The sequence below is a fragment of the Micromonospora sp. ZG13 genome (assembly GCF_059359355.1).
The window spans coordinates 149,487-162,414 of record NZ_JCADBQ010000011.1 but is presented as its reverse complement, the minus strand read 5'-3'; the positions used below and the strand labels follow the sequence as shown (position 1 = coordinate 162,414).

12 protein-coding genes and 1 pseudogene are annotated in these 12,928 nt (G+C 73.8%); 6 read left to right on the top strand and 7 right to left on the bottom strand.

The window, feature by feature from the left end:
• Positions 1-476: 476 nt before the first annotated feature.
• A pseudogene (locus AC5L34_RS21960) lies at positions 477-1,310 on the top strand (DUF6114 domain-containing protein); the annotation flags it as partial.
• A 58-nt stretch (positions 1,311-1,368) separates the two neighbouring features.
• Here the strand turns inward: AC5L34_RS21960 and AC5L34_RS21955 are convergent.
• Positions 1,369-3,039, bottom strand: a complete 1,671-nt coding sequence (locus tag AC5L34_RS21955; RefSeq protein ID WP_363905347.1) for a DUF885 domain-containing protein — start codon at positions 3,037-3,039, stop codon at positions 1,369-1,371.
• A gap of 9 nt (positions 3,040-3,048) precedes the next feature.
• The gene (locus AC5L34_RS21950; RefSeq protein WP_494826753.1) at positions 3,049-3,696 is read right to left on the bottom strand and encodes a Uma2 family endonuclease; all 648 of its coding nucleotides are present in this window, start codon (positions 3,694-3,696) and stop codon (positions 3,049-3,051) included.
• Between AC5L34_RS21950 and AC5L34_RS21945 the strand changes: the two genes are divergently transcribed.
• A complete protein-coding gene (locus AC5L34_RS21945) occupies positions 3,680-4,684 on the top strand; it encodes a DMT family transporter (RefSeq protein WP_494826751.1) in 1,005 nt (334 codons plus the stop codon). The genes AC5L34_RS21950 and AC5L34_RS21945 overlap by 17 nt on opposite strands.
• On the opposite strand, the gene AC5L34_RS21940 is transcribed toward AC5L34_RS21945, so the two are convergent.
• The 3 genes from AC5L34_RS21940 to AC5L34_RS21930 all read right to left on the bottom strand — a co-directional run bounded on the left by AC5L34_RS21940 (position 4,669) and on the right by AC5L34_RS21930 (position 9,679).
• On the bottom strand, positions 4,669-5,745 hold the full coding sequence (locus tag AC5L34_RS21940) for a PHP domain-containing protein (RefSeq protein ID WP_494826749.1): 1,077 nt from the start codon (positions 5,743-5,745) through the stop codon (positions 4,669-4,671). The two genes, AC5L34_RS21945 and AC5L34_RS21940, sit on opposite strands and share 16 nt — an antisense overlap.
• A gap of 64 nt (positions 5,746-5,809) precedes the next feature.
• A complete protein-coding gene (locus AC5L34_RS21935) occupies positions 5,810-8,746 on the bottom strand; it encodes a glycosyl hydrolase (protein ID WP_494826747.1) in 2,937 nt (978 codons plus the stop codon).
• Between the two features lie 171 nt (positions 8,747-8,917).
• Positions 8,918-9,679: a M23 family metallopeptidase gene (locus AC5L34_RS21930; protein ID WP_494826746.1), complete on the bottom strand. Its 762-nt coding sequence runs from the start codon at positions 9,677-9,679 to the stop codon at positions 8,918-8,920.
• 60 nt (positions 9,680-9,739) lie between these two features.
• Between AC5L34_RS21930 and AC5L34_RS21925 the strand changes: the two genes are divergently transcribed.
• The 4 genes from AC5L34_RS21925 to AC5L34_RS21910 all read left to right on the top strand — a co-directional run bounded on the left by AC5L34_RS21925 (position 9,740) and on the right by AC5L34_RS21910 (position 11,704).
• Complete coding sequence (locus tag AC5L34_RS21925; RefSeq protein ID WP_374208892.1) at positions 9,740-10,132, top strand: hypothetical protein; 393 nt, start codon at positions 9,740-9,742, stop codon at positions 10,130-10,132.
• 141 nt (positions 10,133-10,273) lie between these two features.
• Positions 10,274-10,441, top strand: coding sequence for a hypothetical protein (locus AC5L34_RS21920; protein WP_172896616.1), 168 nt, complete (start codon positions 10,274-10,276; stop codon positions 10,439-10,441).
• Positions 10,442-10,563: 122 nt separating this feature from the next.
• A complete protein-coding gene (locus AC5L34_RS21915; RefSeq protein ID WP_363625583.1) occupies positions 10,564-11,088 on the top strand; it encodes a tRNA adenosine deaminase-associated protein in 525 nt (174 codons plus the stop codon).
• Positions 11,089-11,224: 136 nt separating this feature from the next.
• A complete protein-coding gene (locus AC5L34_RS21910; protein WP_441176933.1) occupies positions 11,225-11,704 on the top strand; it encodes a nucleoside deaminase in 480 nt (159 codons plus the stop codon).
• A 3-nt stretch (positions 11,705-11,707) separates the two neighbouring features.
• Here the strand turns inward: AC5L34_RS21910 and AC5L34_RS21905 are convergent, their stop codons facing one another.
• Positions 11,708-12,175, bottom strand: a complete 468-nt coding sequence (locus AC5L34_RS21905) for an acyl-CoA thioesterase (protein ID WP_357722326.1) — start codon at positions 12,173-12,175, stop codon at positions 11,708-11,710.
• Entirely contained in the window at positions 12,172-12,840 is a 669-nt protein-coding gene (locus AC5L34_RS21900; RefSeq protein ID WP_101413132.1) for a TetR/AcrR family transcriptional regulator, read from the bottom strand. Before AC5L34_RS21900 ends, AC5L34_RS21905 begins: the two co-directional genes overlap by 4 nt.
• Positions 12,841-12,928 lie beyond the last annotated feature (88 nt).

The window sequence follows — 12,928 nt, the reverse complement described above, 5'->3', positions numbered from 1 at the left end:
GGGCGCCTCCTCGTGTGGAGCGGGAGCCGCCCGCGGGTGGCCGGGGTCTTGTGGGCCGTGGCGCGCAGGAGCAGCATCATCGGCACACTCGTTACCCGCTGGTAACAGGGGCGAGGGCAGGTGCGGGGCCGCCACGTCGCCGACCGGCCGTCTGCGCGACATCGCCGAGGAGGAGACCCGTGCAGGATCGGTTCGACAACCAGGGCCGTACCCGGTGGCAGCGCTTCGCGGCGATGCTCCCAGCCGGTTCCGCCAGGATGCCGGACGCCGGTCCCGTCCCGTCTCCCCGGTCCGACGCTCCACCCGCCGAGCCGGCACCGGTCGACGGGCCCTCCCGGTCGGGCGGCGGGCGGCGCGGCCACAGCTCGTACGCGGTGCTTCCGGTGTTGCTCGGCCTGGCGGCCGCCGTGGCCCTCACCGCCCCCGGCCCGACGCCGGTGGGTGCGGCCGCGCTGTTGGCTCCCGCCTGCCCGACCACGACTCCCGGTCCGGGCGGGACGCCGCCGGCCCCGACCGGCACGTTGAGCGCGTCGGCCGCCGCCCCGGTCGGTCCCAGCCCGTCGCCCTCGCGAGGCGGCATCGTCGTCCACCTTCTGGACGGCGTCGGGCAGCTCTTCGACGGCGGTCGGGACGACGACGAGAAGGCAGCCGCAGGGGCGACGCCGTGGGCCACGCCGAGCCTCGGCCCCACGCCGAGCGTCCGCCCCACGCCGACCGCCGGCCCCACCCCGACCGCCGGCCCGAGCGTCCGCCCCACCCCGACCGGACAGCCCGGCGAGCACCCGACCGACCCCGACCATGGGTGCGTCCCGGCCGGTCCGAAGCCGAGCCCGATCGGGGAGACGCCGCCGGGCGAGCCCCTGCCGCGGATCGCCCCCGATCCCGGGCAGCCGGTGGTGGCGGCGGTTCCGTCGAAGCTCACCGGCTCGAAGGTGACGATGTACGGGCTGCGGTTCGAGGGCATCGTCGACCTGCCCACGGCCGACGGCAGCCTGCGGGCCTTGAAGTTCACCATGGACCGGGCGGTCACCGACGACTTCCTGCTCCGCGCGCCCGGGCCGGCCGGCCGGACGATGCGCTTCGCCACGGACGAGCTGACGGTGCGGGGCGACGTCGCCTTCTACGCCACCCGCTTCGCCGGGCGGCTGCTCGGCGTCGAGATCACCCTGACGCCGGACCTGCCGCTCCCCGACGGCCTGCCGGTCACGTCACCGGTGCCGATCACCTTCACCGACCCGGCCATGGACCTGGCGTACGTCAGCAGCGACACGCTGACCGCCCAGCCGGCGTTGAAGCTGACCCTTCCCTGACCCCACTCCCCACCACCCGGTGCGGGGCCGGTGTCCCTCCGGCCCCGCACCGCCCACCTCAGAGGCGGGCGAGCGCCTTGCGCAACGGGTCGAGCCCCAGCGAGCCGAGGTCGAGCGCCTGGCGGTGGAACTCCCTGAGGTCGAAGTCGGCGCCCTTGCGGGCCTTCGCCTCGTCGCGGGCCTGGAGCCAGATCCGCTCGCCCACCTTGTAGGAGGGAGCCTGCCCCGGCCAGCCGAGGTAGCGGTTCAGCTCGAAGCGCAGGTTCTCGTCCGGCACCCGGCAGTGCGCCCGCATGAACTCCCAGCCCAGCTCCGGCGTCCAGCGCTCGCCCGGGTGGAAGTCGAACGGGTTGTCCTTCGGGATCTCCAGCTCCAGGTGCATGCCGATGTCGACGATGACCCGGGCGGCCCGGAACGCCTGGCCGTCGAGCATGCCGAGCTTGTCGCCCGGGTCCTCCAGGTAGCCCAGCTCGTCCATCAGCCGCTCCGCGTAGAGCGCCCAGCCCTCGCCGTGCCCGGAGACCCAGCAGAGCAGCCGCTGCCAGCGGTTGAGCAGCTCGGCCCGTACGGCGGTCTGGGCGACCTGGAGGTGGTGACCCGGTACGCCCTCGTGGAAGACGGTGGTCACCTCGCGCCAGGTGGAGAAGTCGGTGATGCCCTGCGGCACCGCCCACCACATCCGGCCGGGGCGGGAGAAGTCCTCGCTCGGGCCGGTGTAGTAGATCGCGCCGTCGCTCGTCGGGGCCAGGCAGCACTCGATGCGGCGGACCTGCTCGGGGATGTCGAAGTGGGTGCCGTTCAGCTCGTCGATGGCCTTGTCGGCGAGGGCCTGCATCCAGTCCCGGAAGGCCTCCTTGCCCCGGATCGTCCGGGCCGGGTCGGCGTCCAGCGCCGCGACCGCCTCGTCGATGGTGGCACCGGGGCCGACGATCCGGCCGGACACCGTCCGCATGTCGGCCTCGAGCCGGGCCAGCTCCTCGAAGCCCCAGGCGTACGTCTCGTCGAGGTCGACCCTGGCGCCGAGGAAGTACTGCGAGGCCAGCTCGTAGCGCTCGCGGCCCGCGGCCTGCTTCTCCCGGCCGAGCGGGGCCAGCTCGGTGCGGAGGAACTGGCCGAACTCGGCCGTCGCCGCGGTCGCCGCCGCCGCGCCCCGACGCAGCTCGGCGCCGAGGGTGCCGTCCGCGCCCAGCCGCTCGACCAGACCGTGGAAGAAGTTGTCGCCGTCCGGGTCGACCCACACGTCGCACTGCTTGGCGACCTCGACGAGCTGCACCCGGGCGCTGACGTGGCCGGCGGCGGCCGCCTCGCGCAGCGTCGTCTTGTAGCCCTCCAGGGTGCTGGCGAAGCGGTTGAGTCGGGCCGCCACGTTGGCCTTCGCGTCGTCGCCCTCGGTCGGCATCAGGTCGAAGACCATGCGGACCTCGTGCAGACCACTGGAGATCACGTTGACCTCGCTGCTCGCCTCTCCGGCGTCGTAGCGGGCGAGGTCGAGGCCGAGGCGTTCCTGCATGGCCTCCTTGGCGGTGCGCTCCGCCTCCGACTCCGGCTCGGTCACGTCCAGGTCGGCCAGCGTCTGCCGGATCAGCTCCGCCCGGGCCGTGTAGCCGTCGGGTGACAGGTCGTCGAGCTGGTCGTCGTAGCCGGCGATGCCGACGTAGGTGGCGCCGATCGGGCTCAGCGGCGCCCAGTCGGCCACGTAGCGGTTCGCGAGGTCATCGATTCGTCCCACGCTGCGACCCTACGTGAGGGCACCGCCGGGTTGTCGAACGCGTTCTGCGTGTTCAGGGCAGCAGGTCGGCGGGGTCGAAGTCGATCGGGAACGGCAGGTCGGCCGAGAGCCGCCGACCGCCCTGGCGACGGTGTCGTAACCGCCGAACTTGCCGAGGGTGAAGAACTCCGCCGCCATCGTGCAGAGGTGGGCCGGGATCCACCGGTCCTCCTCGTCGGTCTTCGGCAGCGCGTGCAGGACGGTGACGTCGGGCTGGATCCAGCGCCGCGGCGAGAAGGTCAGGTTCACCTGCCCGAACACGTAGAACCCGTGGGTCTCCGCGGCGGGTGACAGCAGACGGGCGAGCTTTATCTCGCCGTAGCTGTTCGTGCCGACCTCGGCGGGCGTCATGACCAACCTCCCGTCGACGCACTCGTAGCGCGCATCGGGCAGCTCCGGCAACGGGAGGTACCGGTCGGCGAACTGGGTCGTCCACCTGCCGTCGAGGTCGACGAGCGGGTCGAAACGCATCGGCATCGCCCCGGCGTGCACCCTCCTCGGGGTGGTCAACGCGTCACCAGCGTAGGCGGTTTCTGTGGTGGTCGACACGGCGTCCGAAAGTCGCAGGACTTCGTCGTACGGCTGCGGCAGAGTGTCAGGGGTGACAGTGGATTCCACTCCTGACCGGGCGGCGCTGCGGAGCTGGCTGCCCGGGTTTCTCGCACTGGCCGCCATCTGGGGCTCCAGCTTCCTGTTCATCAAGATCGGCATCGGCGAGCTGCACCCGCTGCACCTCACCCTCTACCGGGTCGGCGCCGGCGCGGTGACCCTGCTGGTGGTGCTCGTCGTGCTCCGCGACCGGCTGCCCGCCGAGCCCCGCGTCTGGGCGCACCTGACCGTGGTCGCCGCGTTCGGCGTCGCCGTGCCGTTCACCCTCTTCGGCTACGGCGAGCAGCGCGTCGAGTCGTTGCTCGCGGGCATCTGGAACGCCACCACCCCGCTCATCGTGCTGCCGCTCGCCGTGCTGGTGTTCCGCACCGAGCGGCTGACCGCACGCCGGGCGGTCGGGATGACGCTGGGCTTCGCGGGGGTGCTGGTGGTGCTCGGGGTCTGGCAGGGGGTGGGCGGGGCGCACTTCACCGGGCAGCTCATGTGCCTGGGCGCGGCCGCCTGCTACGGGGTCGCCATCCCGTACCAGAAGAAGTACGTCGCGGGCAGCGCGCACTCCGGGCTCTCGCTCTCGGCGGCGCAACTGCTGGTCGCGACCGCCCAGCTCGCGGTCGTCGCGCCGCTGGTGGCGGGGGCGCCCCCGGCGCCGACCGGCCTCTCGGCCGAGGTGCTCGCCAGCGTGCTCGCGCTCGGGGCGCTCGGCACCGGCCTGGCCTTCGTCATCAACCTGCGCAACATCCGGCTCGCCGGGGCGAGCACCGCCTCCACCGTGACCTACCTGGTGCCGGTGTTCGCGGTGCTGATCGGCGCCCTGGCCCTCGACGAGCGGCTGACCTGGCACCAGCCGGTGGGCGCGCTCGTCGTGCTGTTCGGCGTCGCCGTCTCCCAGGGCCTGATCGGCCGCCGGCCCGCACCCGCCGACGTCGCCGGGCCGGCGGGCCGCCGCGAGAGCACCGTCCAGAAGGTGCGGCGGCAGGCGGGTCAGCCGGTGGCGTGAGCGCGGGCCCAGTCCACCAGCCGGTCGGCGTCCCACGTGTTGACGACCCGGTCGGCGGGCACCCCGCACAGGGCGGCGCGCTCGCAGCCGAACCGCTGCCAGTCGAGCTGCCCGGGGGCGTGCGCGTCGGTGTCGATGGCGAAGTCGCAGCCCGCCTCCAGCGCCCGGCGGATCAGCCGCTTCGGCGGGTCCTGCCGCTCCGGCCGAGAGTTGATCTCGACGGCCACACCGTGCTCGGCGCAGGCGGCGAAGACGGCGTCGGCGTCGAAGTCGCTCTCCGCCCGGGTACGCGGCCGGTGCGCCCGGTCGCCGGGCCCCTTCACCCCGGCGGGCCGGGACGACACCATCCGCCCGGTGCAGTGGCCGAGGATGTCCAGGTGCGGGTTGGCGATGGCGGTCAGCATCCGCCGCGTCATCTTCGCCCGCTCGTCGTTCAGGCCGCTGTGCACCGAGCCGACCACCACGTCGAGGCGGGCCAGCAGCTCCTCGTCCTGGTCGAGCGACCCGTCCGCGAGGATGTCCACCTCGATGCCGGTCAGGATGCGGAAGCCTTCCGGCAGCGCCTCGTTGACCTTCGCCACGTGGTCGAGCTGCCGGCGCAGCCGGTCGGCGGTCAGGCCCCGCGCCACCTTCAGCCGGGGGGAGTGGTCGGTCAGCACCACGTACTCGTGGCCGAGTTCGACCGCCGCGAGCGCCATCTCCTCGATGGGTGAGCCTCCGTCGGACCAGTCCGAGTGGGTGTGGCAGTCGCCGCGCAGCGCGCCGCGCAGCGCGGTGGCCGCCGCGTCCAGGTCGGTGCCCTCCGTGGCGAGCAGCCGGCGCAGGTAGACCGGCTCCTCGCCGGCGAGCGACTCGGCCACGCAGCGGGCGGTGACGTCGCCGACGCCGGACAGCTCCGTGAGCTTGCCGGTGCGGGCCCGCTCGGCCACCTCGCTGCCCGGCAGCGCGGCGAGGGCCGTGGCCGCCGACCGGAACGCCCGGACCCGGTAGGTCGCCTCGTTGGCGCGTTCGAGGAGGAAGGCGATGCGGCGCAGGTCGGCGATGGGGTCCCGGGCGCTCATGCATGGAAAATACGCCTCCGCGCCGCCGGTCGTCGGACGACCGGCGGCGCGGAGGGTCTCGGGATCAGGAGTGCGGGAGCTTCACCAGCGACCTGTCGCCGATGCCGACGGTGGTCGGGTTGTTGCCGATCGCCGACCAGACCTCCACCCGTACGGTGCCGTTCGACAGGTTGCCGAGGGTGCCGGTGGCGGAGTGCAGGCCGCTCTGCTGGGTGTAGCGCTCGTAGCCGGGTACCGGGTCGGTGGCGAAGTACCGGTAGGTCTCCACCCGCTCCCAGCTGCCGTTGCCGGTCAGGTCGTAGGAGACGCGTACCTGCACCCCGTTGCCGACGGCGGTGCCGGCGTCGAGGAAGAGGTCGAACGTGGTCTGGCCGCCGGCGTACGCCAGGTCCAGGCCCGTCGCGGTGAAGACCTGCGGGTTGGTGGGCGTGCCGTCGCGGTTCGCGCCGCCCGCGCCGGCCACCGTGGCGGTCGCCGGGCCGCCGGCCGCGGCCAGTCCGCCGTTCGGCAGCAGGTACCGGGTGGGGAAGTCCGCCGGCGGCGGGGTGGTGGGCGGCGGGGTCGTCGGCGGAGCCGTGGTGGGCGGGGCCGTCGTCGGCGGGGCCGTGGTGGGCGGGGTGGTCGTGGGCGGCGTCGTGCCGCTGACCCCGCCGGTCGCGGTGCCACCGCTCCAGGTGTACGCCCCGCTGGTCGCCGTCTTTCCGGCGGGCACGTCGAGCCGGGTGCCGTCGGAGAACGTGACCGTCAGCGGTGCGGCGGTGATGTTGCTCGCCACGTAGGTGCGCGCGCCGTTGCGCTGGAACACCGCCGCCAGCGGGTGGTTGGCCGTGACCGGGGTGTGCACCGTCCCGAGGGCGGCGAGGTTGCGGATCCAGTGGAAGGTGTGCGCCCGGCTCTCGCCCTCCTCCGGCGTGTAGCCGGGGTTCGCGCGGAGCTTCGCCAGCGCCGCGTCCGGGTCGCCGAGCGCCAGGAACTGCCAGAGGATGTCCTGCCACACCGTCGGTTCGCCACCGTTGTTGCGCACCAGCTCCTGGTAGTTCGTCCGGTTGGACGCCGGGTACTGGCCGAGGTAGAGGTGCCCGCCGGTGACCGGGAGCATGTTGATGCCCTGGATCATCTCCGGGTCGGCGCTGAACCAGGTGGCGTACGCGCCGCCGTCACCCCAGACCATGCCGACCGTGGAGTGCCCGAACGCCGCCGGGTAGTTCTCGTTCGTCACGTCGAACCAGTACTCGTGGATCGCCGCGGCCTGCGTGGTGTGGATGAAGATGCCGGCGTCGCGTACGGCGGTGTTGCCGGTGGCCTGTCCCCACTGGATGAGGGCGTTGGCGAAGTTCATCCCCTCGGACGAGGACTCCTGGTTGTTGCCGGCGTGGAACGAGCCGTGCCCGGCCGCCCAGTCGTGCCCGGCGTAGATGTCGAAGTCGCGCAGGTACGGGAAGCGGTTGTCGCTGCGGTCGTAGTTGTTCGCGTCCCGGATCAGCAGGTCGATCATGCCGCCATACTGGTCCTGCCGGGCCCAGGCCGGGTCGAACTTGGCCAGCGTGGCGGCGGCGGCGATGTAGTAGCCGTAGTGGAAGTGGTGGTCGTTGAGTTCCTGGTCGGAGCCGTACGACGCCGGGTAGCCGATCAGGGTTCCCCAGTTGCGGTCGTAGTGGAAGAGCTTCGCGGTCTCCCCGGGCGTCGCGGTGAGCCAGTCGGTGAGCGTGCTCCGGATGGCGTTCAGCGCGGCGGTACGGGTCTCGGCGTCGCCGACCTGGTCGGCGATCTCGGCGATGCGGGCGGCCCGGCCCAGGCCCTTGCCCGTCCAGTAGGTGTCGCCGCCGCGCTGGTCCATCGGGTTGCCCCGGACCGCCGCCAGGTGGCTGCGCAGCGTGCTCAGGTCCGCGCCGTTGCCGGTCGCGACGGCCGGCACCTCCGGCAGCACCCCGTTGAACTTCATCGAGGTGCGGAACGCGTCCACGCCGGTGAGCACCTTCATCCGGCCGCGCGCCGACGGGTAGGTGAGCGCCAGCGGGGTGGCACCGGTCAGCGACCGCCACTGGTGCGGGTAGAGGCTGACGACCGTCCGGTTGGCGGTGCCCTCGCGGGCGGTCGTGGTGAACGCGTACGTGGTGTTGACGGTGCTGGTCGCCTGGTCGTACGCGTACGAGACGCGGGTGCCGGTGACGTGGGCGTGGGCGTACCGGCCGTAGGTGGTGGCCAGTTCGGCGCGGGACGCGGCGTCGGTGCTCGGCGTGGTGGGCAGCAGGGCGACCGAGAAGTAGCCCTTCCCGGCCAGGTTGGAGGTGATCCGGCCGCCGTTGACGGACCAGGTGGCGCCGGTGGGCGCGTACGCGACGTAGTCGTGCCCCCGGACGGTGAAGCCGATGGTGGCGCCGCTGTTCGACCAGACCGTGGCGGCGCCCCCGGTGGCGTTGATCAGCGCGTCGCCGCCGCTGGCGCGGAAGTACGCGAACGGCAGGCCGTGGCCGATGGTGGCGCGCATGGTCCGGGCGCCGTCGTTCCAGTACGGGGTGACCGTCCAGTCGGTCCAGCCGTCGACCTTGACGACGGGGGCGCCGAGCGCGGCGAGGCCGACGCGGATGTCCTCGGAGTACGTGTACTTGAACTCGCCGACCCCGGTGGCGGTGCCGGTGATCGTGGGGGTGGAGGTGGCCGAGAGGCCGAGGCCGTCGCCGAAGGGCTGGTAGGAGACGGGGTGCGCGTGCAGCGGCTCGCTGTAGGAGCAGTTCGTCCGCTTCCACAGCAGCGACGACCACCAGTCGTTGGTGGGGATCGGCCCGCCGGGCGCGTCGGCGGTGGCGAACTGCCGGGGGTTGGTGGTCATGTCTCCGCAGCCGGTGGGCAGGGGGCCCACCCGGTCGGTGGTGTAGCTGCCGGCGCCGACGGTGGCGGCCTGGGCGGGGGTGGTGGTCACGACGGCGAGGCCGCCGAGGACGAGGGCGAGGGCGGAGGTGGCCGCCACGGCCCAGGTACGGCGTGTCGCAGGAGGTGTCACAGTGCCTCCGGTCGGGTGGCGCCGGTCGGGGACGGGCGCGTTCTGCGGGCGAATTGTGCGGAAAGCTACTTGAGAGAGCGCTCTCTTGAAGCGGGACGCTAGCTCAGCGCCGAGACTCCCGTCAATGTTTCCGCCCGATGAAGCGCTGATGACGACAAACGGAGTGCTCCGTCAGCCGGCGGGCGGCGCCTTCGGGCAGCCGTTGCGGCGGTGCCAGGCGGCCACCTCGGCGGCCGGTTCCTTGTTGCCCTTGCGCCGCCACGAGTTCAGGTAGGGCGCCGGCCAGACCACGCCCCGTCGGATCCACCAGCCGTCCCGCCCGGTGCACGGCGGGGAGATGCCGAAGTGCAGGTGGCAGACGTTGTTCGCGTTCCCAGTCCGGCCCACCTCGCCGAGCCGCTGCCCGGCGCGCACCCGCACCCCGGCGTCGATCCCGTCGGCGATGCGGCGCAGGTGCGAGCCGTAGTAGCGCACCCCGTCGTCGCCGAGCAGCGACACCGACAGCCCACCGTTGTGCGGCCCCCGTGGCCCGCGCCGGTCGAACCGGTCGACCCGGCTGACCTCCAGCAGCACGCCGTCGGTCACCGCCACGACCGGCTCGCCGCAGTCGGCGAAGATGTCCGTCCCCGGGTAGGCCGAGTGGGTCGGGTGGTAGGCGACGTTCGCCGCGCGTACCGGAAAGACGTGCGGCAGCCCGGCGCGACTCGGCGCGGCCGACGGGCCGGTCGGGGCGGCGGCCGTCGGGGTGCCGGCCGGAGTCGGGGTCGCGGCCGGGGCCGGCGGCTGCCCGGCCGTCGCCGGCAGGTTCGGGCGCGGTGCGCCGGGCGTCGTCCCGGGCCGGGTCGTCGCGCAGCCGGCGGCCAGGACCGGCACGAGCACCAGCAGGACCGGGTACGCCGGGCGCACGCGGCGTCCGATCGTCGGCGAGGGCATCCGGTCATCCTGGCAGAGTCGGTACGGTGGGACGAGGTCCACGGCAGAGGGGAGGGGTCGGTGACGACCGGAGGGTACGCCTTCCCGCCCGAGCCGGGCGCCGGGTTCCGGCCGGCGCCACGGGTGCCCTCGGGGCTCTTCCCGTCCGGGCCGCCGACGCAGCCCACCTACCGCGAACCGCACCCGGTCACCGGCGCCGGCGTCGCGTCCGGTGCCGCCGTGACGACCGTGTGGCTGCTCCTGTTCGGCCTGCTCGGTCGCGGCGTCTCCGGCTACGCCTGGTGGACGCTGCTGGCCGGCGGGCTGGCCTGGCTCGTCGCGCTGCTGCTGGTCCGCGCGGGTGACCGTGGGGTGGCCACCGGGGTCGCGATCGTCACCGCCGGCGGATGGAGCATCGCCGCCGCCATCGTGGTGGCGCGGTGGGCGTCGAGCGGGGACTGGCCGCTCTGGTGAACCGGGGCCGGCCCCTCCGCGACCGGCTCCCGCCCCTCCCCGGGCCCGCTCCGGCAGGCCCGCGGCTGCGCTGCGTCGCGGGCCGGCTGCGCAGCGAATCCCGTCTTGACGTGGCCGCCGGAACTCGGCACCCTCGGCGGTATGGCCTGGACCACTCCGCGGCTCGATCCCGAGCGCAGCCGCCGTCGCCAGCAGCTCCTCGCCGAGTTGGCGGGCGCCCGGGCGGTACGCCAGCGCGTACGGCCGCAACGGGTGCGCACCGATCGCCTGCGGGAGCTGATCGCCACCCGCCGCCGGGTCGCCGGCTGACGACCGGCAGACTTTCCCCAGGATCGACCGGCCCTTCGGGGCGTTGACCGGTCGCCTGCCGACCCGACCGGCTAACGTGCACGCGTAACGGGTCGGCCTGTCGAGGCTCTTTTGGGGGAACCGTGTCGTACTTCGCTGCGGCCGTCGTGCGTGACGACAGCGGTTGGACGGCCGCCGAGGTGAACCTGCGGGGGGCCACCGACATCGAGGACGTCGCCGACCGGCTGCGCGACGTCGACCAGGACGCCGACCTGTCGCTGCTCTTCGTCGAGGCCGACGACGCGTACCTGGTGATCATGCGCCTGGACGAGGGCGAGGACCTGCGGGTCTTCGGCTCCGACTCGGCCTACGCGGAGGAGTCCCGGCTGGGCGCCCTGCTGGTCGGGGACCTGAAGACCTCGGTGACCGGGCTCGACGACACCGAGGAACCGCGCCCGTCCGGCGGCGACGAGGACACCGAGCAGCCCGCCGTCGACCCCGAGGCCGACCCGGTCGGCGAGGCCGATCTCCTGGCCGACCTGGGCGTCTCCGCGCAGAAGCTGCTCAACCTCTGCGCGCAGGAGGGCACGATGCCCGCCGACGTCACCGCCGAGGTGTGCCAGGTGCTCGGCTGCGCCGACGAGGTCGAGGAACTGCGTGAGGTCTGAGCCGGCCGGTCCGGGCCGGGCCGGGGCGGGCGGCGCCGAGCCGGCCGACGCCACCGACCCGGCGCTGGGCACCGTACGCCCCGGGCAGCCGACCCCGGGCGCGGCGGGCCGGGTCGGACCCGGTGCCCACGAGGGGCTGGCCGATCCCGACGGCGCCGGCCGCCGGCAGCGGCACGAGCTGTGGATGCGCCGCGCCCTGGAAGTGGCGGTGACCGGCCCGGACGGCGACGCCGCCGACGACATCCCGGTCGGCGCCGTGCTCTACGGGCCGGACGGCACCGAGCTGGCGATCGGACGCAACGAGCGGGAACTGACCGGCGACCCGACCGCACACGCCGAGGTGCTGGCGTTGCGTCGGGCCGCCGAGCGGCTGGGCCGCTGGCGGCTCGACGGCTGCACCCTGGTCGTCACCCTGGAGCCCTGCACGATGTGCGCGGGCGCGCTGGTGCTGGCCCGGGTGTCCACGGTGGTCTTCGGCGCCTGGGAGCCGAAGACCGGGGCGGCCGGATCGCTGTGGGACGTGCTGCGCGACCGCCGGCTCAACCACCGGCCGGAGGTGTACGGCGGCGTCCTGGAGGCGGAGAGCGCCGCCGTCCTGCGCGCCTTCTTCCGCTGACCTTCAGGCGCTGGTGGGGGCGGGCCGGAGCAGGGTCGCGGCCACCGCGCGGGCGGTGTCGGTCCACGGGGTGGGGCGCAGGGTCGCCGGGTCGAGCCGGACGATCGCCCGCGCGCCCTCCGCGTGCACCGTGCCGCCGTCCAGCGCCTGGAACCGGTACGCGTACCGGGCGCTGCTGGTGCCGAAGTGGTCGAGCCAGAAGTGCACCGCCACGGGGCCGGTCCCGGTGACCGGCGTCCGGTAGCTGATGGTGAACTCGCGTACGGCGTGGAACACGTCCGGCGCGCTGTGCCGCCCGCCCTGGAACGAGACGCCGTGCTCCGCCCAGTAGCCGGTCAGGGCCCGTTCGAGCAGCACCGCGTACCGGGCGTTGTGCAGCAGGCCGAACGCGTCGAGGTCGTCGAAGTGCACCGCGACGTGCGCGACGTGGCCGAACTCGACGGCGGGCTGGTCGACGATGGCGTGGCTCATGAGATGCCTTCCGGTAGCAGGGTCGGATCGGGGCACAGCGCCCGTAGTCGGTTCAGCAGGCCCTGGCGGGCGTGCCGGTAGGCGGTGTCGGGGTCCAGCAGGCGGGAGCGCATCGCGGCGGTGATCCCGAGCGCGTCGATCTCGTACGCCAGCTGCGCGACGTCCACGTCGGCGCCAAGCTCGCCGGCGGCGACCGCCTCGCGGACGAGCTGTTCGAGGAACGCGGTCCAGCGGCCGAAGGCCTCGGCGAGCCGGTCCCGGACGGGCCCGGGACGCGCGTTGTACTCGAAGTCGGCGCTGGCGAAGAAGCAGCCGCCGGGGAGCACCCGGGCGGCGAAGAAGTCGATCCGGGCCTGGTGCAGCGCCCAGAGCCGCCGTACGCCCCGGGGCGCGCGCAGAGCCGGCTCGATGACCCGTTCCCGCTGCTGCTCGACGGCCCGGTCGATCGTGGCGAGCTGGAGCGCCTCCTTGGAGCCCCAGTGCGCGAAGAGGCCGGACTTGCTGACGCCGAGCGCGTCGGCGAGCTGGGCGAGGGAGAGCCCGTGCAGGCCGACCTCGGTGGCGAGGACCACGGCGGCGTCCAGCGCGGCGGTGCGGGTCCGGTCGCCCCGCGCGACGCGTCCGTCGGGTGCGGGCGTCGGTCGGCCCGGCCGGTGAGCTGTCATGGGCAGAGGCTAATGAATAAGCACGACCGTTCGTATAGTTTCCGGAAGTGAGCGTGGTCACGAAACCGCCCCGCCGTCCGGGAGGACG